A 26,490-nucleotide genomic window follows, 5' to 3' on the forward strand; every position below is an offset into this window, starting at 1 on the left:
GTCCGCCCAGATCTGCACGACGCTAATGCCCATGCTCCGGCAGTGCCACCCCGAACACCTTCACCAGATCCGCCACTTGCTCCGGTGACAGATAGCGTGGGTTCATCCCGCGCAGCAGCAGATACAGCTTCGCCGTTTCCTCCAGCTCCTCCGTCGCGAATACCGCGGCTTCCAGCGAGTCGCCCGCAACCACCGGGCCGTGATTGGCGAGCAGCACGGATGAATATTTGCCCGCCAGTCCCTTGATCGCATCCGCGACCGCGGGATCGCCGGGGCGGTAATAGGGCACGAGCGCGGTGGCGCCGCATTTCATCAGATAATAGGCCGTCATCGGCGGCAGCGCCGCGCGCGGGTCGATCTCGGGCAGCATCGAAAGCGCGACCGAGTGGGTGGAGTGCAGATGCACGATCGCCCGTGCGCTCCCGCGTGTGTCGTAGAGCGCGGTGTGCAGCGGAACTTCCTTGGTCGGGGCATCACCCGAAACCAGCCGGCCCTGATCGTCCAGCCGCGACAGTTTCGCGGGATCGAGGAAGCCGAGCGAGGCATTGGTCGGCGTCACCAGCCAGCCGCCGCCATCCAGCCTGACGCTGATATTGCCGGAGGAGCCCGGCGTCAGCCCGCGTTCGAACAAAGAGCGTCCGAAGCGGCAGATATCCTCACGCAGCCGGGTCTCGTTGCTCATGGCCGTCATGCCCGCTTGTCTCACGCTTTGGCAGCGCGGCCAAGCCGTGTTATTCGATTTGCCGAGCCGCCGCAAAGGGCGGCCGTCCGGGAAACGTTCGCAAGGGTCAGTTGCATGTCCGCCTCCACGTCACAAAATCAGCGCATCGCGGTCATCGGGCTCGGCTCGATGGGATATGGCATGGCGACCTCGCTGAAGCGCGCCGGCCATGCCGTGACCGGCTGCGACGTCTCGGCTGACGCGGTGGCGCGCTTCGTGAAGGACGGCGGCGCCGGCGCCGGGACGCCGGCGGAAGCGGCCAAGGGCGCCGACATCGTCGTCAGCGTCGTCGTCAATGCCGCGCAGACCGAGACCATCCTGTTCGGCAAGGACGGCGTCGCCGAGACCCTGCCGAAGGACAGCGTCTTCCTGTCCTCCGCCACCATGGACCCCGACGTGGCCCGTCGCCTCGCAAAACAGTTGGAGGCAACCGGCCGTCACTATCTGGATGCGCCGATCTCCGGCGGCGCGCAGCGCGCAGCCCAGGGCGAGCTGACGATCCTTGCCTCCGGCAGTCCCGCTGCCTTTGCGAAGGCACGGCCGGCGCTCGATGCCATGGCGGCAAAGCTCTACGAGCTCGGCGATGCCGCAGGGCAGGGCGCCGCCTTCAAGATGATCAACCAGTTGCTCGCCGGCGTGCATATCGCCGCCGCCAGCGAAGCGATGGCGTTTGCCGCCAAGCAGGGCCTCGACATCCGCAAGGTCTATGAGGTGATCACGGCCTCCGCCGGCAATTCCTGGATGTTCGAGAACCGCATGCCGCACGTGCTCGACGGCGATTACACGCCGCGCAGCGCGGTCGAGATCTTCGTCAAGGATCTCGGCATCATCCAGGACATGGCGCGTAGCGCCAGATTCCCGGTGCCGGTCTCCGCCGCAGCGCTCCAGATGTTCCTGATGACGGCCGCCGCCGGCATGGGCCGTGACGACGACGCTTCGGTGGCGCGGATGTATGCGCAGGTCACCGGCGTGAAGCTGCCTGGCGACAAGTAGACAAGAGGAATCCGATGCCCCGTTTTGCCGCCAACCTCTCGATGATGTTCACCGAGGTGCCGTTCCTCGACCGCTTCGACGCCGCCGCGCAAGCGGGCTTCACTGCGGTCGAGTTTCTCTTTCCCTATGAGCACCCGGCCGACGTGGTCGGCGAGCGCCTCAAGCGCAACGGGCTGACGCAGGCGCTGTTCAATCTGCCGCCGGGCGACTGGAATGCCGGCGAGAAGGGCTTTGCGGCGCTCCCCTCGCGGTTCTCCGATCTCAAGGCGAGCCTTGAGACGGCGCTGCCTTACGCCAAGGCGACCGGCGTCAAACGCCTTCATTTGATGGCGGGCATCGCCAATCGCGGCGAGCGCGTTGCGATCGAGGCGTTCTACAAGTCGGTGGCATGGGCCGCGGAATTCTTCGCGCCTCATGGCATCGATATCGTGCTCGAGCCGATCAATGCGCGCAACGTGCCCGGCTACTTCCTCAACGATTTCGGCTTCGCGCGCGACCTGATCCAGGAACTGAGGCTGGCGAACCTGAAGCTCCAGTTCGACATCTATCACTGCGGGATCATCCACGGCGACGTCACCATGCGCCTGCGCGAGATGATGCCGATCATCGGCCACATCCAGATCGCCAGCATCCCCTCGCGCAACGAGCCGGACGGCGAAGAGCTGAACTATCCGTTCCTGTTCGCCGAACTCGACCGGCTCGGCTATACCGGCTTCGTCGGCTGCGAATACAATCCGCGCGGCAAGACCACCGATGGCCTCGCCTGGTTCAAACCGTATGCGGGAGTGAAGCCGTGACGCTTGCGCTGGGTTGCATCGCCGACGACTATACCGGCGCCTCTGATCTCGCCAACACGCTGACACGCGCGGGCCTGCGCACCGTGCAGACCATCGGTGTACCCGCGGACGATCTCACGCTGCCCGAGGTGGACGCCGTCGTGGTGTCGCTGAAGAGCCGCTCGATCGAGGCCGGCCTTGCCGTGTCGCGTTCGCGCGCGGCGGAGACATGGCTGCGCGGCCACGGCGCGAGCCACGTGCTGTTCAAGATCTGCTCGACCTTCGATTCCACCGATGCCGGCAATATCGGCCCGGTGATGGACGCCCTGCGCGCCGATGGTAGCGAGGGCACCGTGCTGGTGACGCCGGCCTTCCCGGAGACCGGCCGCACCGTCTACCAGGGCAACCTTTTCGTCGGCGCCGTGCCGCTGAACGAGAGCCCGCTCAAGGACCATCCGCTCAATCCGATGCGCGATTCGAGCCTGGTGCGCGTGCTGGCACGCCAGAGCAGGGCGCAAGTGGGCCTGGTCGATCTTGCGACCGTCGCTCGTGGCGCGGAGGCCGTGCGCGCCAAGCTTGCCGAACTGTCGGGCAAGGGCGTCGGTGCCGCCATCATCGATGCCGTGTTCGATCGCGACCTCGAGACCATCGGTCTCGTTGCCGCCGAACATCGGCTGTCGGTCGGCGCCTCCGGCATCGGTCTCGGGCTGGCGCGCGCGCTGGTCTCGACGGGCAAGGTCAAGTCGGCCGCTGGCAGCACTGGGGCGGACGCAGCCGTCGGCGGACCGGCGGCCTGTCTCGCCGGAAGTTGCTCACAGGCGACGCTTCAGCAGATCGCCAATGCCGAGCGCGCAATGGCGGTGCTCCATCTCGATCAGGACCGTATTCTTACGGGAGGGGACGAAGTGCAGCGTGCGATCGCCTGGGCCAGGCCGCGACTAGCTGACGGTCCGGTCCTGATCGCGTCGAGCGCCACACCGGATCAGGTCGCCGCCTTGCAGGCGCGCCACGGCCGCGATGCGGCCGGTCACGCCATCGAGCAGGCGATGGCCGACATTGCGGAAAACCTAGTGAAATCAGGTGTTCGGCGGCTGGTCGTAGCTGGCGGCGAGACCTCCGGCGCGGTCGTCGATCGGCTCGGGATTCCCGGCTTCCTGGTCGGCGCGGAGATCGCGGCCGGCGTTCCGGTGCTGCGTGCCGTCGGCGCTCAAGCAGGCGACATGTTGCTCGCGCTGAAGTCCGGAAATTTCGGCGGGCCGGAGTTTTTCTCGGACGCGCTTGGGCTCATGCGCTGAGCGCAGGGCGTTTTTAGTCCCTCATTCATTTCTTTAGGGTTCCGTACTCGTACGGAGTCGTAGTTAACAACTGCTCAGTCGCTTTGTTGTTGGATGTCGGCGCCGCCTTTTGGTTGATCCACCATTTCCGGACGCGCCATCGCGCCAACGCAAAGAGACAGCTTATGCTCGCCACCATCTCCATTCGCGCCAAGATCATCAGTGTTGTGGCGTTCCTGCTGGTCGCGATGGCCGGCATGGGCCTGTTCGCCGTCATGAAAATGCGGTCGATGAACGCCAATACGACAGACATCACCACGAGCTGGATGCCCAGCGTCCGCGTGCTCGGCGAGCTCCGCGCCAGTGTGATCACCTATCGCAACGTGGTGCGCCAGCACATGCTGGCCGAGACCCTCGAGGAGAAGCTCACCAACGAAAAGACCGCCGGCACCGTGCTGGAGGCTCTCGCCAAGGCCCGCAAGGCTTACGAGCCGATGATCACCTCGCCCGAGGAGCGGAGGCTTTATGGCGAATGGGCCAAGCTCTGGGACGACTACAAGAAGGGGACCGAAGAGGTCTTTGCGCTGTCTCGCAAGGAGGCCGGCAAGGTCCCGCATGACGCCCAGGAGCTGAACACCAAGACGGTCAACAAGATCGGCCTTGCGTCGGATGAGGTCCTGATGAAGGACATCGAGCTCAACACCAGGGGTGGCGATCAGGCGGCGCAGGACGCTGCGGACAGCTACTACTATGCCTTCATGCTGGTCTCGATCATTCTCGGCGCCGCGGTCATCATCGGGATCGGCGTCGGCTTCTACCTCGTCCACGACGTGTCCAGCGGCATCAACTCGATCATCGAGCCGATGCAGGCGCTCGGCAAGGGCGACCTCTCCGCCGAAGTCCCGCATCGCGGCGAGAAGACCGAGATCGGCGCCATGGCGGACGTGCTCCAGATCTTCAAGGAGGCGCTGATCGCCAAGAAGGCCGCCGACGAGGCCGCCGCGGCCGATGCCGAGGCCAAGATCGAGCGCGGCCGCCGCGTCGACAACATCACCCGCGATTTCGAAACGATGATCGGCGAGATCGTCCAGACCGTGTCATCGGCCTCGACCCAGTTAGAGGCCTCCGCCTCGACGCTGACGTCGACCGCCGACCGTTCGCAGCGGCTGGCGACCACGGTTGCCGGTGCTTCGGAGGAAGCCTCGACCAACGTGCAGTCGGTGGCCTCGGCCACCGAGGAGATGGCTTCGTCGGTCGGCGAGATCAGCCGCCAAGTGCAGGAATCTGCCCGGATGGCAGGCGATGCCGTCGGCCAGGCTCGTGCCACCACCGAGCGCGTCAGCGAGCTGTCCAAGGCGGCTTCCCGCATCGGCGACGTCGTCGAGCTGATCAACACCATTGCCGGCCAGACCAACCTGCTGGCGCTGAACGCCACCATCGAGGCGGCGCGTGCCGGTGAAGCCGGTCGCGGCTTCGCGGTAGTCGCCTCCGAGGTGAAGGCGCTCGCCGAGCAGACCGCCAAGGCGACCGGCGAGATCGGCCAGCAGATCTCCGGCATCCAGGCGGCGACCAACGACTCGGTCGGCGCCATCAAGGAGATCTCCTCGACCATCGAGCGGCTCTCCGAAATCTCCTCGGCGATTGCCGCCGCGGTGGAAGAGCAGGGCGCAGCGACCCAGGAGATCGCCCGCAACGTGCAGCAGGCCGCGCAGGGCACCCAGCAGGTCTCGTCCAACATCACCGATGTGCAGCGCGGTGCGACCGAGACCGGCACGGCCTCCTCGCAGGTGCTCTCGGCAGCGCAGATGCTGTCCAACGACTCGAGCCGGCTCAAGACCGAGGTCAGCAAGTTCCTGACCAACGTCCGCGCGGCGTAAACTGGAAAACGGATCGCAGTTTTGAAAGCGGCGCCTCCGGGCGCCGCTTTTTTACGTGGGTGTAAGCCATTGCTGTAATCTCCGGGCAGAGGCTGCATATCTGGAATGCGATTTTCGCGGTGCGATAGCAGGGAAGTGACCGGGTGTGACGGCGCCGCCGTTGGCCATTTCAGCAGGGTTCGGGTAAATCAGCCTCAGGAACCCGTGGGGCGTGTTCCCTGTCCCCCGATTTTGGAATTGCCTGACGAATGATTGCTCTGGTCCGTATTGCCCTGAGCCGGCCCTACACGTTTGTCGTGCTCGCGCTGCTGCTCCTGATCATCGGACCGCTGGCCGCGCTGCGGACGCCGACCGATATCTTCCCGGACATCCGCATCCCCGTGATCGGCGTGGTCTGGCAGTACACCGGCCTGCCGCCGGACCAGATGTCCGGCCGCATCACCACGCCGTTCCAGCGCGCGCTGACGACGACGGTCAACGACATCGAGCACATCACCGCCAACTCCTATAACGGCTTTGGCATCATCAAGATCTTCTTCCAGCCGAACGTCGACATCCGCACGGCCAACGCCCAGGTCACCGCGATCTCGCAGACGCTGCTCAAGCAGATGCCGCCGGGCGCAACGCCGCCTCTGATCCTGAACTACTCCGCCTCGACCGTGCCGATCATCCAGGTCGCGCTGTCGGGCGACGGCCTGACCGAGCAGAACCTCGCCGACATCGGCATCAACCAGCTCCGCACGCCGCTGGTGACCGTGCCCGGCGCGGCGATCCCCTATCCGTTCGGCGGCAAGCAGCGCCAGGTCCAGATCGACCTCGATCCGACGGCGCTCCAGGCCCGCGGCCTGTCCGGCCAGGACGTCGCCAATGCGCTCGCCGCGCAGAACCTGATCACGCCGGTCGGCACCCAGAAGATCGGCACCTTCGAGTACAACATTCAGCTCAACAACTCGCCGCTTCGGATCGACGAGCTCGGCAATCTGCCGATCAGGACCGTCAACGGCGCGATGGTCTATGTGCGCGACGTCGCGACCGTGCGCGACGGCAATCCGCCGCAGACCAACATCGTGCATGTCGACGGCAACCGCTCGGTGCTGATGATGGTGCTGAAGGCGGGCGCGACCTCGACGCTCGACATCATCGCCGGCATCAAGCAGAAGGTGATCGACGTCAAGGACCAGCTGCCGGACGCGCTGAAGATCGGCTTCATCGGCGACCAGTCGGTATTCGTCCGCGGCGCCATCGAGGGCGTCGCCTTCGAAGGCGTGATCGCGGCGCTGCTCACCAGCGTCATGATCCTGCTGTTCCTCGGCAGCTGGCGCTCGACCATCATCATCGCGGTTTCGATCCCGCTGTCGGTGCTCGGCGCCATCATCATGCTGTCGGCGATCGGCGAGACGCTGAACATCATGACGCTCGGCGGCCTCGCGCTCGCAGTCGGCATCCTCGTCGACGACGCCACCGTCACCATCGAGAACATCAACTACCATCTGGAGCAGGGCAAGCCGGTCGAGCAGTCGATCCTCGACGGCGCCAACCAGATCGTGACGCCGGCCTTCGTCTCGCTGCTCTGCATCTGCATCGTGTTCGTGCCGATGTTCTTCCTCTCCGGCGTCGCGCGTTTCCTGTTCGTGCCGATGGCCGAAGCGGTGATGTTCGCGATGATCTGGTCGTTCATCCTGTCGCGCACGCTGGTGCCGACCATGGCGAACTACCTGCTGAAACCGCATGTCCATCACGAGGGCGCGCCGCCGAAATCGCGCAATCCGCTGGTCTGGTTCCAGCGCGGCTTCGAGAAGCGGTTCGAGCGCATTCGCGGCGGCTACCACAATCTGCTGGGGCTTGCGCTCGCGCACCGTGCGGTGTTCGTGATCGGCTTCCTCTGCGTGGTCGGCGCGTCCTTCGCGCTGGTGCCGTTCCTGGGGCGCAACTTCTTTCCGGCCGTCGATGCCGGCAACATCCTGATGCATGTCCGCACCCAGGTCGGCACGCGGGTCGAGGAGACCGCCAACCAGCTCGCGGATGTGCAGAAGGCGGTCCGCAAGCTGATTCCGGGCGAGATCGAGACCATGACCGACAACATCGGCATGCCGATCTCCGGCATCAACATGACCTACAACAACACCGGCGTGATCGGCCCGCAGGACGGCGACATCCAGATCAAGCTGAAGGAAGGCCACAAGCCTACGGAAGAGCACGTGCGCGTGCTGCGCGAGCAGCTGCCGCGGCTGTTCCCCGGCGTCAGCTTCGCGTTCCTGCCGGCCGACATTGTCAGCCAGATCCTGAACTTCGGCGCGCCGGCGCCGATCGACCTGCAGATCCGCGGCGCCAATCTCAGCGCCAACTTCGCTTACGCCAACAATCTGCTGGCAAAGGTCCGCAAGATTCCGGGCGTTGCCGATGCGCGCATCCAGCAGTCGCCGAACAACCCGACCTTCAACATCGACGTCGACCGCACCCGCGCGCAATATGTCGGCCTGACCGAACGCGACGTCACCAACAGCCTCGTGGTCAATCTCGCCGGCTCCTCGCAGGTGGCGCCGACCTACTACCTCAATCCTGACAACGGCGTGTCCTACTCGATCGTGATGCAGACGCCGCAATACCAGATCGACTCGCTCAGCGCGCTCCAGACGCTGCCGATCACGGCCGCCGGCAATGCGCAGTCGCCGATCCTCGGCGGCATCGCCGACATCAAGCGCTCGACCTCGAGCGCGGTGGTGTCGCAATACGACATCCAGTCGATGGTGCAGATATTTGCCACGACCTCGGGCCGCGACCTCGGCGCGGTCGCCGCCGACATCCGCCAGGTGATCGCCGACACCGCCAAGGAGGTGCCGAAGGGCTCCTCCGTGGTGCTGCTCGGCCAGGTGCAGACCATGAACAGCGCCTTCACCGGCCTGCTGTTCGGCCTGCTCGGGGCGGTCGTGCTGATCTACTTCCTGATCGTCGTGAACTTCCAGTCCTGGTCCGATCCGTTCGTGATCATCACGGCCCTGCCGGCCGCGCTCGCCGGCATCGTCTGGATGCTGTTCATGACCGAGACGACGCTGTCGGTGCCGGCGCTGACCGGCGCCATCATGTGCATGGGCGTTGCCACCGCCAACAGCGTGCTCGTGATCTCCTTCGCCCGCGAGCGCTACGAGGAGCTCGGCGATCCCATCGCAGCCGCGCTCGAAGCCGGCTTCGTCCGGTTCCGCCCGGTCCTGATGACCGCGCTCGCCATGATCATCGGCATGGCGCCGATGGCCCTGGGATTGGGCGAGGGCGGCGAGCAGAATGCGCCACTTGGCCGCGCCGTGATCGGCGGCCTGATCTTTGCAACTTTCGCCACGCTGATGTTTGTTCCCGTGGTGTTCAGTATGGTACACAAGAAACAAGGCGCCAAAGCCGCCGCCCCATTGGAGACCACGCATGTCGCCCACTGAACCCCGCTCCCCGGTGTCGCACCGGAAACTGGGCATCTTCGGCGTGGTGGCGCTGATTGCGGCAGGCCTTGTCGTGGGCACCGGCATTCGCGCCCGTGAGGAGCAGGGCTCCAAGCTGAAGGAATGGACCGACGATCAGGCCGTGCCGAGTGTCGCGGTGACCTTGCCCAACGCCAAGGCTCTCAATTCGACCATCGACCTGCCGGGCCGCCTCGAAGCCTATTATCGCGCGCCGATCTTTGCCCGCGTCCCCGGTTACCTGAAGAGCTGGAGCGCCGACATCGGCGCGCGCGTCAAGGCCGGGCAGGTGATCGCCGAGATCGAGGCCCCCGACCTCGACCAGCAACTTCTGCAGGCCCGCGCCGACCTCGCCAGCCAGCAGGCCAGCGCAAGGCTGTCTGAAGCGACCCTCAACCGCCGCAAGACGCTGGTCGCCTCCAACTTCGTCTCCGCGCAGGAAATCGACGAGCGCACCGCCGATCTCTCCAACAAGAACGCGGCGGTTCGCTCGGGCCAGGCCAATGTCGAGCGGCTGGAAGCGCTGGCCGGCTACAAGAAGATCACCGCGCCGTTCGACGGCGTGGTCACGGCGCGCGATACCGACGTCGGTGCGCTGATCAATTCCGGCGGCGGCTCGGGCCCCGCGATGTTCGTGGTCTCGGATATCACCAAGCTCCGCGTCTACATCAACGTTCCCCAGAACTACGTTCCGGCGATCAAGATGGGCGCCAAGGCCATCATCGCGCTGCCCGAATATCCGAACCGGACGTTCCAGGCGACGGTGGAAGCCTCGTCGCAGGCCGTTGACGTCGCCTCGGGCACGACGCGCATGCAGCTCGGGCTCGACAACACCTCGGGTGAGCTGATGCCCGGCGGCTATGCCAGCGTGAAGCTCAGCCTGCAGCGGGACTCCGCACCGCTCAGCATTCCCGCCAGCGCTCTCATTTTCAATGGCAGCGGCCTGCGTGTCGCAACGGTCGGCGTGGACGACAAGGTGCTATTCAAGCCGGTGACCATCGCCCGCGACCTCGGCCGCGAGATCGAGCTCGCCTCGGGGATTGCCGCGGATGACCGCGTCATCACCGCCCCGCCGGACGGCCTCTCCGACGGCGATGCAGTCCGCGTCGTCGGCGCCAAGGGCAAGCCGGCGACGGCGTCGGAGAAGCAGGCGCCGAAGAGCTGAGACTGTCTCGTAGGGTGGGTTAGCGAAGCGTAACCCACCTCTTTGATTTCCGCGGAGACAGAAGTGGTGGGTTACGCCTTCGGCTAACCCACCCTACGAGATCACGCCACCCGCCACTCCGGCACGCCATCGGCGGCCATCGTGATCTCGCCCAGCGACCCCACCGGCGTACGATCCATATTCAGCAGATGCGCCAGCGTCGCGCTATCGCTGGCCGGAATCCGCGCCAGCGTGCGCCGGTCATCTTCCGTGCGCAGCATCACCACACCGTGCTCGACATCGCCGCCACGGCCATAGAGCACGGTAAAGCTCTCCACCTTGCCCTTGCCGCTCGACTCCGTGACGAACTCCGGCACCGCGCGCTTGTTGCGGTCGGCTTCCGCCTGCACGCTCGTCTCCTGCGCCAGGGCCTCGCGCGGCGTCGTCGTCGACACCACCAGCGCGTGGTGCTTGGTGACGAAGCCGCCCTGGCCGTAAAGCAGGCCGAGCTTCGCGCCCTCGCGCAGGCGCCGCACCATCGCGCAGGCCGCATGCGTCATGTAGGTGTTGAGCGGCGCGCCGAAGAACGTGAGGCCGCCGGTCACGGTCGGCTGCACGTCGGCGGAAAGGCCCAGCGTGCGCCGTGCCATCTTGGGCACGCAGGGGAAGCAGCTGTAGAGCTCGATCGCGTCGAACTTCCCGCCGTCGCCGCCGGCGAGGTCCATCACCGCTTTCAGCACCGCGTTCTGCGGGTGGCTCTCGTAAAACTGGTCGCGCAGGAGATAGTCGCGCGGCTCCTCCGCCGAGGCGCCGCCGAGCGGGAAAACCAGCTTGTCCTCCGCGATGCCGAGCGCGCGCGCCTTGGCGAGGCTGGTCAGCAGCAGCGCACCGCCCATATTGACGCTGGGATTGGCGACCATGAGCTTGTTGTAGGGCCACGCGATCAGCCGATTGTCCGCGGTCGGCGTCGTGATCTCGTCCGGCGCATAGCGCCGGCTCAGCCAGGCGTTGGGATTTTGGGCGGCGGCTTGCGAATAGCGCGACCACAGCGTGCCTGACTCCGCCATCGCTTCGCGTGGCGTCTGGCCCCAATGCGCGGAGGAGGCGGCCTCGTAGAAGGGATAAACGGTCACAGGGCGGAACACGCCGAGCTTCACGGCAAGCGGCTTCTGGAACGCCGCACCGCGCTTGGGCTCCTCGACATCATGCGCGAACGGCGTCCACGGCAGTTTTGCGCCGGCGCGCTCCGCCTTGGTCGCGGTCGACTGTGCCTCCGCCCCGCAGATTGCCGCTACCGTGCATTCACCGCGCGCGATGCGCTTTGCCGCCTCGTGGATGTAGCGGATCGGGCTCTCGCCGCCGACCGGGCCGTAATAGCAATGCGCGGGCGTGATCCCGAACCGCTGCGCCAAAAGCTTTTCCGGATCGCGATAGCGCCAGCTCAGGAAGTTGACGACATCGAGCGACTGCACCTCGCCAAGCAGTTTTGCGCCGGCATCTGCCTCTGCGCGCCGCAGCGCCTGTTCGAGCAGATCGAGCGGCTCGAGGCCTGCGGTGATCTCCTTGGGGCGGTCGACGATCTCGCCGATGCCGACGATGACAGGGATGCGGTCAGGGGAAACGGTTGTCATTGGTCTTGCTTCTTCGCTCTCTCAGAAATCACCGACCTCATCTTGAGGAGCCCGCAAGGCAGGCGTCTCGAAGGATGGGCCGCGGGCTCTCATGGTTCGAGACGGCGCTTGCGCGCCTCCTCACCATGAGGGGCTACACCATGCTACTCCGCCACTAGCGCATTCATATGCTCGACGGCTTCGGCAAAATCTTCCTTGAACTCCTGCACCACGGCGCCAGCCGACTTCACGCTGTCGATCAGGCCGACGCCCTGGCCGACGAAATAGCTGACGAGATCGCGCGCCTTCGCGTTGCCGCTCGCTGCCGCGCGGTCGATCGAGTTGAAGGCGTCGCGGCTGACGATGCTTTGCAGCGGCATCGGCAGTGCACCCGGGCTTTCCGGCGCGCGGTCCCAGGCATCGGTCCAGACCGAGCGGAGTTGTCGCGCCGGCTTTCCCGTGCGGCCCTTCGAGCGGATCGCGTCACGGGAAGAAGCCGCGATCATCTTCTCGCGGAAGATCTCCGTGGTCTCGGCCTCGACGGTGGCAAGCCACACCGAGCCGGTCCAGGCACCGGCTGCGCCCATGGCCATGCAGGCCGCCATCTGCCGTCCCGTCATGATGCCGCCGGCCGCCAGCACGGGCACGTCGCGGATCGGCTTGATGGCCTTGATCACCTCCGGCACCAGCACCATGGTCGAAACTTCGCCGCAATGGCCGCCGGCCTCGGTGCCCTGCACAACGAGGATGTCGACGCCGGCCGCAACCTGACGCAGCGCATGCTCCTTGGCGCCGACGAGGGCGGCAACAGGCACGCCGTGCTTCTTGCCCATCTCGATCATCGCCTTCGGCGGCACGCCGAGCGCGTTGGCGATCAGGCGGATCGGATGATTGAAGGAGACCTCAAGTAGCTGAAGCGCCGTCTTCGCATCGAACGGCTGCGGCTGGTTGTCGGTAACGCTGGTTGTGGTCAACTCGATGTCGTACTTCTTCAGGAGAGCGCGTGTGTAGTCGCGGTGCTCCTGCGGAACGCGCGCCTCCAGGCTCTTCCAGGTGACGTCCTTCTCGCCCGCGGTCGCGATGTTTTCCGGGATCAGCACGTCGATGCCGTAGGGCTTGCCATCGACATGATCGTCGATCCATTTCAGCTCGCGCTCGAGCGTATCGGGCGTGTGCACGGTGGCACCCAGCACGCCGAAGCCGCCGGCACGGCTGACGGCAGCCACGACGTCGCGGCAGTGGCTGAAGGCGAGCAGCGGGAACTCGATGCCCAGCATGTCGCAGATCGGCGATTTCATGGCTCTCTCCCGGCGGCCGCCTTCGTTGCTGTTGTTGCTTTGCTTGAGCGAAGGCGTTTCGACGCTAACCCATCGTTGCCTGCGATGCCAAGCCGGATTTGCTCGCGCATCTTGCGTGCAGGCGCCACGCAGCGATGAGCCATTCCGCTGCACAAAATAAGCAGGCCAGTGTCCGCCGATTTGCCTCTTGCGCTTTCGAGAGGGCGAGAGAATGCTGGCTCAAACAAAGAGAAAACAACGAGGGAGCGCCAACCGATGTCGCCAGCGCAAGCGAGTCCGGCCCAAACCGTGGAAGCCTACGACGTAGTGGTCGTCGGCGCAGGCTTCGCCGGCATGTACATGCTGCATCGTCTGCGCGGGCTCGGATTCTCGGCACGTGTCTACGAGCAGGGCGGCGGCGTCGGCGGCACCTGGTACTGGAATCGCTATCCTGGCGCACGCTGCGACGTCGAAAGCATGCAGTACTCATATTCCTTCTCCGAGGAGCTTCAGCAGGAATGGGACTGGAGCGAGCGCTATGCGCCGCAGCCGGAGATCCTGAAATATGCCAATCACGTTGCCGATCGTTTTGATCTTCGCCGCGACATTCAGTTCGACACCCGCGTCGAGCGCGCCGCGTTCGACGCGCGCGCGAAGTGCTGGTCGGTAACGATCTCCGGCGGCAAGACGGTTCAGGCGAGCTTTATCGTGCTGGCCACGGGTTGCCTGTCGAACGCGCGCAAGCCCGACATCAAGGGCCTCGAAAACTTCAAAGGTCCCGTCTACCACACCGGCAACTGGCCGCACGAAGACGTCGACTTCACGGGCCTGCGCGTCGGTCTCATCGGGACTGGTTCATCGGGCATCCAGTCGGCGCCCGTCATCGCCGAGCAGGCAAGGCATCTCACGGTATTTCAGCGCACCGCAAACTTCTCGATTCCCGCCCGCAATGCCGCCCTGACCGATGCGGAGCGTGACACGTTTCGCAGGAAATATCCGGAGATCCGTCAGTTCGCGCGCGAGGTCGCGCGCAACGGAATCCATGCCGAGCAGCCCGATCGCGGTGCGCTTGACGACAGCGACGAGACCAGGAACGGCAAATACGCGGCGCGCTGGGAGCGCGGCGGGCTCACGTTCATGTATGTCTACAACAATCTCGGCCTCGAGCGGTCCGCGAACGACACCGCGGCGGATTTCGTGCGCGGCAAGATCGCCGAGATCGTCAAGGATCCCGTAACGGCAAAATTGCTCCAGCCGAACAGCCATCCGATCGGCACCAAGCGCATCTGCATCGACACCGATTATTTCGCGACCTTCAACCGGCCGAATGTGTCGCTGGTCGACATCAAGACCAATCCGATCGAAGAGATCACGGCGAATGCCGTGCGCGTTGCGGGCGTAGACCACGCGGTCGACGCGCTGGTGATGGCGACCGGCTTCGACGCCATGACGGGCTCGGTCGCGAAGATCGACATTCGCGGCCCGGGTGGGCGGACACTGAACGATAAATGGGCGGAAGGCCCGAAGACCTATCTCGGCCTGATGAGTGCGGGCTTTCCGAACCTTTTCATCATCACCGGCCCAGGCAGCCCATCGGTGCTGTCGAACATGATCGTGTCGATCGAGCAGCATGTCGACTGGATCGCCGATTGCCTCGTCCACTTGCGCCGGCGGGGCGTTGCCACCATTGAGGCGGGCGGGGAGGCCGAGGAGAAATGGGTGGCGCATGTCAACGAGGTCGCCCACGGCACGCTCTATCCGCAGGCCAATTCCTGGTACATGGGCGCCAACATCCCGGGCAAGCCGCGCATCTTCATGCCCTATATCGGCGGCGTCGGCGTTTACCGCCGGATCTGCGACGAGGTCGCGGCGAAGGGGTACGAGGGCTTCGTGATGGAGGCCGCAGCCCGGCCGTGCAGGCTGGAAGCAGGCGAGGTTGCATGACGCCGGCCTGAGGCCCGCGCCGGACGCAGAGCCGGCAGGGCTTGTCATCGGCCATTCGCGGGCTAATTAATGCAGGCGCATCTTTCCGCCGGAGCCCCCGCATGACCGACGCCCCCGCCTACGTGCCGCCCAAAGTCTGGACCTGGAACAAGGAGAATGGCGGCCAGTTCGCCAGCATCAACCGGCCGATTGCCGGCGCCACCCACGACAAGGAGCTGCCGGTCGGCAAGCATCCTCTCCAGCTCTATTCGCTGGCGACGCCGAACGGGGTCAAGGTCACCGTGATGCTGGAGGAACTGCTGGCGCTCGGCCACAAGGGTGCCGAGTATGACGCCTGGCTGATCAAGATCGGCAATGGCGACCAGTTCGGCAGCGGCTTTGTCGACATCAACCCGAACTCAAAGATCCCGGCGCTGATGGATCGCTCAGGTCCGGAGCCGATCCGGGTGTTCGAATCCGGCTCGATCCTGTTCTACCTCGCCGAGAAATTCGGCGGTGCCTTCCTGCCGAAGGAGATCAAGGCCCGCACCGACGCCATGTCCTGGCTGTTCTGGCAGATGGGCAGCGCGCCCTATCTCGGGGGCGGCTTCGGCCATTTCTACGCCTACGCGCCATTCAAGATCGAGTACGCCATCGATCGCTTCGCGATGGAGGTCAAGCGCCAGCTCGACGTGCTCGACCGGCGCCTCGCCGACAACGAGTACCTCGCGGGCAAGGAGTACACGATCGCCGATATGGCGGTGTGGCCGTGGTACGGCGCGCTCGCCAAGGGGCTGGTCTACGGCGCCGGCGAATTCCTGTCGGTGCAGGACTACAAGAACGTGCAGCGCTGGACCGACCAGATCGCCAAGCGCCCGGCCGTCAAGCGCGGCCGCATGGTCAACCGCGTCTCCGGCGATCCCGCCAGCCAGCTCCACGAGCGGCATGATGCGTCTGACTTCGAGACCAAGACGCAGGACAAGCTCGCACCCGCGACGTAGGTGTGTAGGGCGGATTAGCCGAAGGCGTAATCCGCCATTTCGCGGTCAAAATTCGGCGGATTACGCTTCGCTAATCCGCCCTACGGCTTCTTCGCACCCTCCGCCGCCGGAAACACCACGCGGTCATCCGTGCGGCAGTAGCGGTCGGCGAACATGCGGCCGATCGGATGATAGCGGTCCATGTGCACCCGCATCTTCTCGCCATCCCACAGCTCGTCACGGATATGGAAGTGGATGCCTTCGCCCATGATCAGGCGGCGGTCGTCGTTGACGTCGATCATCTTCCAGAGTTTGCACTCCATCGCCCAGGGCGTGTCGGCCAGTCTCGGCACGGCAATCCTGGTTGAGGGCGCGAGCTTCAGCCCGAGATAGTCGGGTTCGCCGATGTCCGGCGGGAAATCGCCGCTGCTCTCGTGCATGGCCTTCGCCAGCGGCTCGTCGGCGAGGTTGACCACGAACTCGCCGGTGCGCTGGATGTTGAGGAACGTGTCCTTGTCCTGTCCGTTCGGCTTGCGGTTCGCCGCGAACATGCACAGCGGCGGATCCTCGCAGAAGGCGTTGAAGAAGCTGAAGGGTGCGGCGTTGACGATTCCGGTCGGCCCGACCGAGGTCACCCACGCAATCGGCCGCGGCAGGATGAAGGACGTCAGCACCTTGTAGCGCTCGCGTGGCGTCAGGTCGCTGGCGGCGTAGTCCATGGTGGCTCCTGGAGGGGAAAGCTTGCTTTCTTCACCTCGCCCCGCTTGCGGGGAGAGGTCGAATTCGATCGCAGATCGAATTCTGGTGAGGGGGAGTCTCCGCGAGTCCGATTGTCACCGTCTTCGCGGAGGCTCCCCCTCACCCTGACCCTCTCCCCGCAAGCGGGGAGAGGGGAAAGAGAGAGTGTGGATCACGCCATGCTCAGCTCATGCCGGCCGACCACCATCCAGTGCACCTCGTCCGGACCGTCTGCAAAGCGCAGATGGCGGACGTCCTGGTACATCTCGGCGAGCGGGGTCCAGTGCGAGATGCCGGTGGCGCCGTGCATCTGGATCGACTGGTCGATGATCTTGCAGGCGCGCTCCGGCACCATGGCCTTGACCATGGAGACCCAGACGCGGGCCTCCTTGTTGCCGAGCACGTCCATCGCCTTGGCGGCCTTGAGCACCATCAACCGCATCGCTTCGATCTCGCAGCGCGCCTGCGCGATGATCTGCATGTTGCCGCCGAGATGGGCGATCTTCTTGCCGAAGGCTTCGCGGGTAAGGCCACGCTGCACCATCAAATCGAGCGCCTTCTCGGCCTTGCCGATGGTGCGCATGCAGTGATGGATGCGGCCGGGTCCGAGGCGGAGCTGCGAGATCTCGAAGCCGCGGCCTTCGCCGAGCAGCATGTTCTCCTTGGGGACCCGGACGTTGTTGAAGCGCATGTGCATGTGGCCGCGCGGGGCGTGGTCCTGTCCGAACACGTACATGGGACCCAGCACCTCGACACCGGGCGTGTCGCGCGGCACCAGGATCTGCGACTGCTGCTTGCTCGGCGCCGCATCTGGATTGGTCTTCACCATCACGATCAGGATCTTGCAGCGGGGATCGCCGACGCCGGAGATGTAGTACTTCTCGCCGTTGATGACCCATTCGTCGCCGACGAGCTTGGCGGTCGTCGAGATGTTCTTGGCGTCGGAGGAGGCGACGTTCGGCTCGGTCATGACATAGGCCGAGCGGATCTCGCCGTTCATCAGCGGCTTCAGCCACTTCTCCTTCTGCTCCTTGGTACCGACACGCTCCAGCACCTCCATGTTGCCGGTGTCGGGGGCCGAGCAGTTCATGGTCTCGGACGCCAGCGGGCTCTTGCCGAGCTCGGAGGCGATATAGGCGTAGTCGAGGTTCTTCAGGCCCTGGCCGGTCTCGTCGTCGGGCAGGAAGAAGTTCCAGAGGCCTTCCTTCTTGGCCTTATTCTTGGCGACCTCGAGCACCTCGAGCTGCTTCGGCGTAAAGCTCCAGCGGTCTTGTTTGCCTTCGCCCGCCTTGGCGAATTCGATCGACATCGGCTCGACGGTGTCGCGGATGAATTTCCTGACGTGATCGTAGAGCGGTCGGACCTGGTCCGACATGCGGAGATCGTTCAGCTCGTCGCCGGGATTGAGGGTGTAGTTGGTGGTGCGGGGTATGTAGGTGTGCTTTGTCATTGTTCCTCCCGTTTCGCTGAGACCGTGTTGGCCGGGACAATAGTCGCAGCGCCGCCAAAGCGCGAGCGCGTATTTTCTCACGCGAGCCATGCCATGCGATGGAATTTCGCGAGGGCGTTTGAAATGTTGTTTGAATGGAGTCGGAGTTTCGGTGAGCCTGTGCGCCAATCTCCGTTGTCATCGCCCGATTTAATCGGGCGATCCAGTATTCCAGAGACTGCAATGATTGAACCGAAAGGCCGCGGCGTACTGGATGCCCCGGTCAAGCCGGGGCATGACAGCGATGGAGGTGGCCGGCTCAGTTCGGCAGCCGATGCATTGCGCAGATCTTGTTGCCGTCGAGGTCGCGCAAATAGGCGAGATAGAGCTTGCCGCCCGGACCCTGGCGCACGCCGGGCGGATCCTCGATCGGGGCGCCGCCGGCTGCGAGGCCGGCTGCGTGCCACGCATCGACCTGCTCCGGCGAATTGCAGGCAAAGCCGATGGTGCCGCCGTTCGCGCAAGTGGCAGGCTCGCCGTTGATCGGCTTCGACACCGAGAACACGCCGGTCTTGGTGATGTAGAAGATGCGGTGGCCGTCGACCCTGGCCGGCCGCACCTCGAGCGTGTTCAGCAGTTGGTCGTAGAACGTCTTGGCCTTGTCGAGGTCGTTGGTGCCGATCATGATGTGCGAAAACATTTGCCCGTTCCCCTCTGCGCTTACAAACTCAGAAACCGTAGGGTGGGCAAAGCGCAGCGTGCCCACCACAACATTCGAAAATGATATTGGTGGGCACGGCGCAAGAGCGCCTTTGCCCACCCTGCGAGATCTCAAAATGCGGTATAGCCGCCGTCGATCACGAACGTATCCGCGGTGTGATACGACGACGCTTTGCTCATCAGATACACCGCGATGCCGCCGAAATCGCTGGCCTCGCCGAAGCGCCGCACCGGAATGCGCGGCATCACGTTGGCGACGAACTTGTCGTTGGCCATGATGCCCGCGGTCATGTCGCTCTTGATCCAGCCGGGCAGGATCGCGTTCGCGGTGACGCCGTGCCGCGCCAGCTCGACGCCGAGCGCACGCACCAGCGCGTTGATGGCGGCCTTGGTCGCCGCATAATGCTCGTTGCGCGCGGTGCCGAAGATCGAAGCGAGGCTCGAGGTCGCGACCAGCCGGCCGAAGGGGTCTCCGGCATTGGCGCGATCGGTCATATGCCTGGCGGCGGCCTGGAACGCGTGGAACACGCCGTCGAGGTTGGTCGCGAACATCGTGCGCCATTCCTCCTCGGTGCGCTCGATGAAGGAACGCCGGCCGCCGCCGCCGATGCCGGCATTGGCGAAGCAGCCGTCGACCCGGCCGAAAATGTCGAGCGTCGCCTTCATCGCGGCATCGACCGAGGCCGGATCGGTGACGTTGCAGACGCGGCTGTCGACCTTGCCTGATAGCCCCGCCATGCTCGCGGCAGCGGCCTTGTTCTTGTCAGGATTACGCCCCCAGATCGAGACGTTGCAGCCCTGGCCGGCAAGCGCCTGCGCGATGCCGAGCCCGATACCGCCATTGCCGCCGGTGATCACGGCGACGCGGCCGGTGAGGTCGAAAATGTTCATGGCGCGTTTCCTGTTTTTGGCATGAGGCGCATCAGCCGCTGCGCGCAAGATTGCTTGCTATGCTCTGACCACCATGGACAAGGCCGCGACAAAAATCAAATATGCGCCCCGGCAAAAGTAATTCCGGTCTGCGAAACTGACACAGGCCGCAACGCACGAGGAAACCATGCAGTTCAAACACGTCACGCTCGATTTCGATGGTTCGGTCGCGATCCTCAGGCTCGACCATCAGGAGGTGATGAACGCGGTCTCCATGGACATGCTGGGCGGCCTCGCCGACGCGCTCGACGCGATCGAGGAGAAGAAGGAGGAGGTGCGCTGCGTCGTGCTGACCGGCGCGGGGCGGGCGTTCTGCACGGGCGCCAATCTTCAGGGCCGCAACAACCAGTCGAAGAAGACCAAGGCCGGCCTGACGCTCGAGACCGGTTTTCATCCCTTCCTGCGCCGCATCCGCAATCTGCATTGCCCAATCGTGACCGCGGTCAACGGCCCGGCCGCCGGCGCCGGCATGAGCTTCGCACTGCTCGGCGACATGATCCTGTGCGCGCGCTCATCCTACTTCCTGCAGGCGTTCCGCCGCATCGGCCTGGTGCCGGATTGCGGCTCGACCTGGCTGCTGCCGCGCCTCGTCGGCCGGGCGCGCTCGATCGAATTGTCGCTGATGGGCGAGCGCCTGCCGGCCGAGAAGGCGCTGGAATGGGGCCTCGTCAACCGCGTCTACGACGACGGCGTGCTGATGGAGGAGGCGATGAAGCTTGCGCGCGACCTCGCGAGCGGGCCGACGGTCGCGCTGTCGTTGATCCGCAAGCTCTATTGGGACAGCCCGGAAAATTCCTTCGAGGACCAGCTCAACCTCGAATTCCAGTGCCAGCTCCGCGCCGGCGATACCGATGATTTCCGCGAAGGCGTCGGCGCCTTCCTGGAGAAGCGCCCGGCGCAGTTCAAAGGCAAATGATCGAGGCGGAGCTTTTTCGCAGCGTCCAGCGCTGGTGCAAGGGCGCAACCGGCGTCACCGGCGCAGCAAAGCTGTCGGGCGGCGCCAGTCAGGAAACCTGGCGCTTCGACATCGTGCATCCCGACGGGGCGATCGGCGCAATCCTGCGCCGCTCGCCGAAGGGCTATGGCGCAGCCCCAACGCGCGCGGCGGGCCTCGCCGCCGAAGCGCAGCTGATGCAGCTCGCCTTCGAGGCGGGCGTGCCGTCGCCGCGTGTGATGCATGTACTGACGCCGGATGAAGATCTCGGCACCGGCTTCATCATGCAGCGGGTCGAGGGCGAGACCATCGCCCGCAAGATTCTGCGCGATGAGGAATTTGCTGCGGCACGGCCGCGGCTCGCGCGGCAGATCGGCGGCGTGCTTGCGGGCCTGCACAGGCTGCCGCAGGACAAGCTGCCCGAGCTTCGCAGCCGCAACGCGACCCAGGAGATCTCCGAGTTCGAGCGCGACCATCGCAGCCTGAACTGGCCAAAGCCCGTGTTCGAGCTGGCACTGCGCTGGCTGCGCGACCACGATCCCGGCCCGTCGGTCGAGACCACGCTGGTGCATGGCGATTTCCGCAACGGCAATCTCATCATCGGTGCCGACGGCGTCCGGGCCGTGCTCGACTGGGAGCTTGCCCATCTCGGCGATCCCATGGAGGATCTCGGCTGGGTTTGCGTCAACTCCTGGCGCTTCGGCGAGATCGACAAGCCGGTCGGCGGCTTCGGCTCGCGCGAGGAGCTGTTCGCCGGCTATGAGGCAGCCGGCCGCAAATGCGATCCCGAGCGCGTCAAATTCTGGGAAGTGATGGGCACGCTGCGCTGGGGCATCATGTGCGGCGGCATGATGCAGCGGTTCCGCGAGGGACCGGACCATTCGATGGAGCGCGCCATGATCGGCCGCCGCGCCAGCGAGACCGAGATCGATCTGTTGCGGCTGCTCGCGCCGCGCGGGAGCTAAGCATGCAAGACGAACCGACACCGATCGAGCTGACCAAGGCGGTTGCCGATTTCCTCCGTAACGACATCACGCCGCTGATCTCCGGCCACCAGGCCTTCAAGCTGCGCGTCGCCGTCAACATCCTCGACCTCGTCACGCGGCAATTGACGCGGGAGGAGGGGAGCGACGCCGCGGAGGTGGAGCGCCTGCGCGCGCTGCTCGGCATGGACGGCTCGGTCACCGACCTCAACCGCGCGCTCGCCGAGCGCATCGCCAAGGGCGAAGCAGGCCTCGCGACGCCGGGGCTTGTCGAGCATCTGTGGGCGACCACGCTGGACAAGCTGGCGGTCGATCAACCGAACTATGCGTCCTACAAGCGGGAGCTGGGGCGGGGCGAGTAGGAAGGTCGCGCGCCATACTCGCTGTCATCGCCCGCCTTGTGCGCACTTGCGCACCGGGGCGGGCGATCCAGTACTCCGAGACAGTTGTGATTTGATCGATGGGCTGCGGCGTACTGGATGCCCCGGTCAAGCCGGGGCATGACACCGGTGATGTTGGGCATGCCCGTCATCGTGACGGCAGAGAGACGCCCTACTTCCCCACCCATTTCGGCGGACGCTTCTCCGAGAACGCCTTGGGGCCTTCGACGTAATCCTGCGAGGCCACCATTGCCTTCACCGCCGGATATTCGCGCTGCTCCTCGATCGCCTGCTCCAGCGAGACCGCGAGACCCTTCTGGATCGCTTGCTTCGAGGCGCGGATCGACATCGGCGAGTTCTTGGTGATCATCTCCGCCCAGCGCAGCGCGCCCGACAGCGCCTCGCCCTGTGGCACCACCTCGTTGACGAAGCCGAGCTCTTGCCCTTCCTTGGCGCTGACATGGCGCGCGGTGAGGATCATGCCCATGGCGCGCTTCAGCCCGATCTGCCGCGGCAACCGGTGCAGCCCGCCGGCAAGCGCGGCAAGACCAACGCGCGGCTCGGGCAGGGCGAAGGTCGCATTCTCCGAGGCGATGATCAGGTCGCAGGCGAGCGCGATCTCGAAGCCGCCGCCCATGGCAACGCCGTTGACAGCGGCGATGATTGGCTTGTCGCAGTCGAACCGCGCAGTGAGGCCGGCAAAGCCGCCCTTGTCCCAGCCGCGCTTGCCGCCGGCGGCCTGCCACTTCAGATCGTTGCCGGCGCAGAACGCCTTGTCGCCGGCGCCGGTGACGATCGCGACCCATTGCTCGGGGTCGGCAGCGAAATCGTCGAACACCTTCTGAAGCTCGAAATGTGCATCGGTGTGGAGCGCGTTGTAAACTTCGGGCCGCGACAGCGTGACGATCGTGACCGGCCCCTTGCGTTCCACCTTTGAGAATTTCAGCTCCATCGCGCGCTCCCGCATTTTCTCGTGAAGGAATATTGGCGTCATACTACCGCGCGGCGGCGCGAGAGCACCATCGAAATGCGCGGGCGCGCCTTGCGCCTGTCACACGCCTCGGCTTGCTTGACTTGCGCGCGCTCTTCTCACCTTAATCGTGCGAAGCAAAACGCGCCTAGCGCCTTAACGCAAAACGATAAAATCAATCCGGGAGAGAACCTGTGGATTTCTCATTGCCTGCCGATCTCGTCGCCTATCTCGGAGAGCTCGACCGTTTCATCGAACGCGAGATCAAGCCGCTCGAGCAAGCCGACGACAACATCCGCTTCTTCGATCATCGCCGCGAATGGGCGCGCACCGATTTCGAGAATGGCGGCCTGCCGCGCCACGAATGGGAGGCGCTGCTGCGCAAGGCAAAGGATCTCGCCGACGCCGCCGGCCATCTGCGCTTTCCGGTGTCGAAGCAATATGGCGGCAAGGACGGCTCCAACCTCTGGATGGCCGTGATCCGCGAGCATTTTGCGGCGAAGGGCCTTGGCCTGCACAACGACCTCCAGAACGAGCACTCGATCGTCGGCAATTTTCCCGTCGTCACCATGCTCGACCGCTACGGCCGCGACGACCAGAAGGCGATGATCGACGGCTCGATCAAGGGCAAGTACCGCATCACCTTTGGATTGACCGAGCCGCATCACGGCTCGGATGCGACCCACATGGAGACGCGCGCGGTGCCGGCGACCCGCGACAACGTCAAGGGCTGGATCATCAACGGCGAGAAGATGTGGACGACCGGCATGCACGTCGCCACGCATTGCGCGCTGTTCGCGCGCACGTCGGGCAATGACGGCGATGCGCGCGGCATCACCTGCTTCCTGGTGCCGGCCAAGAGCCACGGAGTCAAGGTCGAGGAGTACATGTGGACCTTCAACATGCCGACCGACCATCCCCGCGTCAGTTTTACGGACGTGTTCGTTCCGGAGGATGCGTTGTTCGGCGAGGTCGGCCGCGGCCTGTCGCTGGCGCAGTGTTTTGTCCATCAGAACCGGATCCGCCAGGCGGCGAGCTCGCTGGGCGCGGCGGTCTACTGCATCAACGAGAGCGTCAAATACGCGCGTGAGCGAAAGCCGTTCGGCCGGGCGCTCGCGGAGAACCAGGCGATCCAGTTCCCGCTGGTCGAGCTTGCCACGCAAGCCGAGATGCTGCGTCTGTTGATCCGCAAGACCGCCTGGGAGATGGACCAACTCACCGAGGAGCAGATCGAGCGCACGCTCTCCGACCGCGTCTCGATGTGCAACTACTGGGCAAACCGCCTCTGCTGCGAATCCGCTGACCGCGCCATGCAGGTCCACGGCGGCATGGGCTACTCACGCCACAAGCCGTTCGAGCACATCTACCGCCACCATCGCCGCTACCGCATCACCGAGGGCAGCGAGGAGATCCAGATGCGCAAGGTGGCGGGATTCCTGTTCGGGTATATGGGGCCGGGGAAGCATTAGCTGCCGCTGCGAGCGAAGCAATCGTAGGGTGGGCAAAGCGAAGCGTGCCCACCACTTCTACCGCACATGTGGAAAAATGGTGGGCACGGCGCTTTGCGCCTTTGCCCACCCTACGGCACCGCGGGATCAATTCACCCGCCGGTCCTTCCCCGTCCAATACGGCTCGCGCAATTGCCGCCGCAGGATCTTGCCCGACGGATTGCGCGGCAGGGCCGGCAGAAACTCCACGCTCTTCGGCGTCTTGAAGCCGGCGATGCGCTCGCGGGTGAAGTTGATGATGTCGGTGGCGGTCGCCTGCTTGCCCGGCTTCATCACCACGACCGCCTTCACGGCTTCGCCCCATTTGTCATCGGGCACGCCGATCACGGCGGCTTCGGCGACGTCGGGATGATCGCACAGCGCGCTCTCGACCTCGGCCGGATAGATGTTCTCGCCGCCCGAGATGATCATGTCCTTGATGCGGTCGTGGATGTAGAGATAGCCGTCCTCGTCCATGTAGCCGGCATCGCCGGTGCGCAGCCAGCCGTCGGCGCGCAGCGTCGCGGCGGTCGCCTCAGGCAAATTCCAGTAGCCGGCCATGTTGTGGTCCGAGCGCGTTGCGATTTCACCGACCTGCCGCGGCGGCAGCGGGTTGCCGTCGGGATCTAGGATCGCGAGCTCCACGCCCGCCAGCGCCTTTCCAGCCGAGCGCATCCGCTCGAGGCCCTCGACGTGATCCTCCGGCGGCAATGCGACGATGGTCCCGGTCGTCTCCGTCATGCCGTAGAGTTGCACGAACCCGCATTTGAAGATTTCGATGCATTCCTTCAGCAGTGCCGCCGGAATAGGCGAGGCGCCATAGAGCATGTATTTCAGCCGCGAGAAATCCATGGTCTTCGCGCGCGGTTGCCGCACCACGAATTGCATCGCCGCCGGCACCATGAACAGCTTCGTGATGCCGAATTGCTCGAAGAAGTCGAGCACCTTGGTCGGATCGAACTCGCGTGCGATCACGCTGCGCGCACCGTGGCCGAGTCCCACAACGCCCCAGCCGGAGCCGCCGATATGAAAGATCGGCATCGCGACCAGCGAGACGTCGTCGGTCGACCACCTGTTCCATTCCGGCGTGTCCGCGCCGCTCCCGGCCTGCAGCAGGCTGTTGAAGTTCGAATGCGTCAGCATCGCGCCCTTCGGCTTGCCCGTGGTGCCGGAGGTGTAGAGCTGCATCGCGATATCCTGTGGGGTGATCGGGATCCTCGGATCATCGCTGCTCTGTGCATCCCGCCAGCCCGCAAAATCCTGCCATTCCGGCGCGCCGCCCTCGGTCGTGATGATGGTACGGACGCCGGGCAGCTTGTCCCTGATCTGATGGACTTGCGCGATGAATTCCGGCCCGACGAACAGCACCGGGGCCTTGCAGTCGGCGACGATGAAGGCAACCTCGGGCCCGGCGAGCCGCCAGTTCACCGGCGCCATCACCACACCGGCCTTCATCGCGCCCATCAGTAGTTCGAAATAGAGGTCGCTGTTCTTGCCGAGATAGGCGATGCGATCGCCCTTCTTCACGCCCATCGCGATCAGCGCGTTGGCGACCTTGTTGGTCCTGACGTCGAATTCGGCAAAGCTGGTGAGGCGGCCCTCGAACTCATAGGCGATCGCATCGCCGCGGCTCTTCGCGCGCTCGCGCACCATGTCGGCGAGGTTCGCCAATGGCTGTGTGGTGGACATGTCTCTCCCGTGGCGTTTTGTTTTTATGCCGGGGAGTGTGGCGTCATCCGGGGGTGAAGACAAGATGGGAAGCCCACGCTGTCGTCCCGGACAAGCGCAGCGAAGCGGAGCGCAGATCCGGGACCCCGGCGCGAGCGCCTGCGCTCGTCGCCACAACCACTAAACGCAATGTGGCGAAGGCTGGTCATGACGAGCTTTCGCCAAACTGC

21 protein-coding genes are annotated in these 26,490 nt (G+C 65.0%); 12 read left to right on the forward strand and 9 right to left on the reverse strand.

The window, feature by feature from the left end; genetic code table 11:
- Nucleotides 1-22 precede the first annotated feature (22 nt).
- The gene (locus NLM15_RS13430) at nt 23-691 is read right to left on the reverse strand and encodes an aldolase (protein ID WP_254117469.1); all 669 of its coding nucleotides are present in this window, start codon (nt 689-691) and stop codon (nt 23-25) included.
- A 105-nt stretch (nt 692-796) separates the two neighbouring features.
- Between NLM15_RS13430 and ltnD the strand changes: the two genes are divergently transcribed.
- The 6 genes from ltnD to NLM15_RS13460 all read left to right on the forward strand — a co-directional run bounded on the left by ltnD (nt 797) and on the right by NLM15_RS13460 (nt 10,252).
- Nucleotides 797-1,714: an L-threonate dehydrogenase gene (ltnD, locus tag NLM15_RS13435; RefSeq protein ID WP_254117470.1), complete on the forward strand. Its 918-nt coding sequence runs from the start codon at nt 797-799 to the stop codon at nt 1,712-1,714.
- Between the two features lie 14 nt (nt 1,715-1,728).
- The gene (otnI, locus tag NLM15_RS13440; RefSeq protein ID WP_254117472.1) at nt 1,729-2,511 is read left to right on the forward strand and encodes a 2-oxo-tetronate isomerase; all 783 of its coding nucleotides are present in this window, start codon (nt 1,729-1,731) and stop codon (nt 2,509-2,511) included.
- A complete protein-coding gene (gene otnK / locus NLM15_RS13445) occupies nt 2,508-3,785 on the forward strand; it encodes a 3-oxo-tetronate kinase (RefSeq protein ID WP_254117475.1) in 1,278 nt (425 codons plus the stop codon). Before otnI ends, otnK begins: the two co-directional genes overlap by 4 nt.
- Nucleotides 3,786-3,949: 164 nt before the next feature.
- Entirely contained in the window at nt 3,950-5,641 is a 1,692-nt protein-coding gene (locus tag NLM15_RS13450) for a methyl-accepting chemotaxis protein (protein WP_254117477.1), read from the forward strand.
- Nucleotides 5,642-5,889: 248 nt separating this feature from the next.
- Nucleotides 5,890-9,069, forward strand: coding sequence for an efflux RND transporter permease subunit (locus NLM15_RS13455; protein ID WP_254117479.1), 3,180 nt, complete (start codon nt 5,890-5,892; stop codon nt 9,067-9,069).
- Nucleotides 9,056-10,252, forward strand: a complete 1,197-nt coding sequence (locus NLM15_RS13460; RefSeq protein ID WP_254117481.1) for an efflux RND transporter periplasmic adaptor subunit — start codon at nt 9,056-9,058, stop codon at nt 10,250-10,252. Before NLM15_RS13455 ends, NLM15_RS13460 begins: the two co-directional genes overlap by 14 nt.
- A gap of 101 nt (nt 10,253-10,353) precedes the next feature.
- On the opposite strand, the gene NLM15_RS13465 is transcribed toward NLM15_RS13460, so the two are convergent.
- Nucleotides 10,354-11,862 carry an acetyl-CoA acetyltransferase gene (locus NLM15_RS13465; protein ID WP_254117483.1) on the reverse strand — a complete coding sequence of 503 codons (1,509 nt, stop codon included), beginning with the start codon at nt 11,860-11,862 and terminating at the stop codon, nt 10,354-10,356.
- Between the two features lie 143 nt (nt 11,863-12,005).
- Complete coding sequence (locus NLM15_RS13470; RefSeq protein ID WP_254117484.1) at nt 12,006-13,139, reverse strand: nitronate monooxygenase; 1,134 nt, start codon at nt 13,137-13,139, stop codon at nt 12,006-12,008.
- A gap of 255 nt (nt 13,140-13,394) precedes the next feature.
- Here NLM15_RS13470 and NLM15_RS13475 point away from each other — a divergent pair, with 255 nt between their 5' ends.
- Nucleotides 13,395-15,062: an NAD(P)/FAD-dependent oxidoreductase gene (locus NLM15_RS13475; protein ID WP_254117485.1), complete on the forward strand. Its 1,668-nt coding sequence runs from the start codon at nt 13,395-13,397 to the stop codon at nt 15,060-15,062.
- Nucleotides 15,063-15,163: 101 nt separating this feature from the next.
- Nucleotides 15,164-16,042, forward strand: a complete 879-nt coding sequence (yghU, locus tag NLM15_RS13480; protein ID WP_254117486.1) for a glutathione-dependent disulfide-bond oxidoreductase — start codon at nt 15,164-15,166, stop codon at nt 16,040-16,042.
- Nucleotides 16,043-16,122: 80 nt separating this feature from the next.
- On the opposite strand, the gene NLM15_RS13485 is transcribed toward yghU, so the two are convergent.
- The 4 genes from NLM15_RS13485 to NLM15_RS13500 form a co-directional block, all read right to left on the reverse strand.
- Complete coding sequence (locus NLM15_RS13485) at nt 16,123-16,740, reverse strand: flavin reductase family protein (protein ID WP_254117488.1); 618 nt, start codon at nt 16,738-16,740, stop codon at nt 16,123-16,125.
- Nucleotides 16,741-16,931: 191 nt separating this feature from the next.
- Nucleotides 16,932-18,209, reverse strand: coding sequence for an acyl-CoA dehydrogenase family protein (locus NLM15_RS13490; RefSeq protein ID WP_212482965.1), 1,278 nt, complete (start codon nt 18,207-18,209; stop codon nt 16,932-16,934).
- A gap of 298 nt (nt 18,210-18,507) precedes the next feature.
- Nucleotides 18,508-18,888, reverse strand: a complete 381-nt coding sequence (locus NLM15_RS13495) for a VOC family protein (protein ID WP_254117490.1) — start codon at nt 18,886-18,888, stop codon at nt 18,508-18,510.
- A gap of 131 nt (nt 18,889-19,019) precedes the next feature.
- Nucleotides 19,020-19,799 (reverse strand): SDR family NAD(P)-dependent oxidoreductase, encoded by a 780-nt coding sequence (locus NLM15_RS13500; RefSeq protein WP_254117492.1) that lies wholly within the window; start codon nt 19,797-19,799, stop codon nt 19,020-19,022.
- A gap of 166 nt (nt 19,800-19,965) precedes the next feature.
- On the opposite strand from NLM15_RS13500, the gene NLM15_RS13505 reads away from it, so the two are divergent.
- Genes NLM15_RS13505 through NLM15_RS13515 form a run of 3 tightly spaced genes read left to right on the forward strand, consistent with a single transcriptional unit; the run spans nt 19,966 to nt 22,117 of the window.
- A complete protein-coding gene (locus NLM15_RS13505; protein WP_254117493.1) occupies nt 19,966-20,754 on the forward strand; it encodes an enoyl-CoA hydratase/isomerase in 789 nt (262 codons plus the stop codon).
- Nucleotides 20,751-21,737, forward strand: coding sequence for a phosphotransferase family protein (locus tag NLM15_RS13510; protein ID WP_254117495.1), 987 nt, complete (start codon nt 20,751-20,753; stop codon nt 21,735-21,737). Before NLM15_RS13505 ends, NLM15_RS13510 begins: the two co-directional genes overlap by 4 nt.
- Nucleotides 21,738-21,739: 2 nt before the next feature.
- Nucleotides 21,740-22,117, forward strand: a complete 378-nt coding sequence (locus NLM15_RS13515) for a DUF6285 domain-containing protein (protein ID WP_254117497.1) — start codon at nt 21,740-21,742, stop codon at nt 22,115-22,117.
- Between the two features lie 190 nt (nt 22,118-22,307).
- Here the strand turns inward: NLM15_RS13515 and NLM15_RS13520 are convergent, their stop codons facing one another.
- Nucleotides 22,308-23,087 carry an enoyl-CoA hydratase-related protein gene (locus tag NLM15_RS13520; protein ID WP_254117499.1) on the reverse strand — a complete coding sequence of 260 codons (780 nt, stop codon included), beginning with the start codon at nt 23,085-23,087 and terminating at the stop codon, nt 22,308-22,310.
- Nucleotides 23,088-23,299: 212 nt separating this feature from the next.
- Between NLM15_RS13520 and NLM15_RS13525 the strand changes: the two genes are divergently transcribed.
- Nucleotides 23,300-24,574, forward strand: a complete 1,275-nt coding sequence (locus NLM15_RS13525; RefSeq protein WP_254117500.1) for an acyl-CoA dehydrogenase family protein — start codon at nt 23,300-23,302, stop codon at nt 24,572-24,574.
- A 126-nt stretch (nt 24,575-24,700) separates the two neighbouring features.
- On the opposite strand, the gene NLM15_RS13530 is transcribed toward NLM15_RS13525, so the two are convergent.
- Entirely contained in the window at nt 24,701-26,281 is a 1,581-nt protein-coding gene (locus NLM15_RS13530; protein ID WP_254117501.1) for a fatty acid--CoA ligase, read from the reverse strand.
- Between the last annotated feature and the right edge of the window lie 209 nt (nt 26,282-26,490).

Source organism: Bradyrhizobium sp. CCGB20 (assembly GCF_024199855.1).
GTDB lineage: Bacteria > Pseudomonadota > Alphaproteobacteria > Rhizobiales > Xanthobacteraceae > Bradyrhizobium.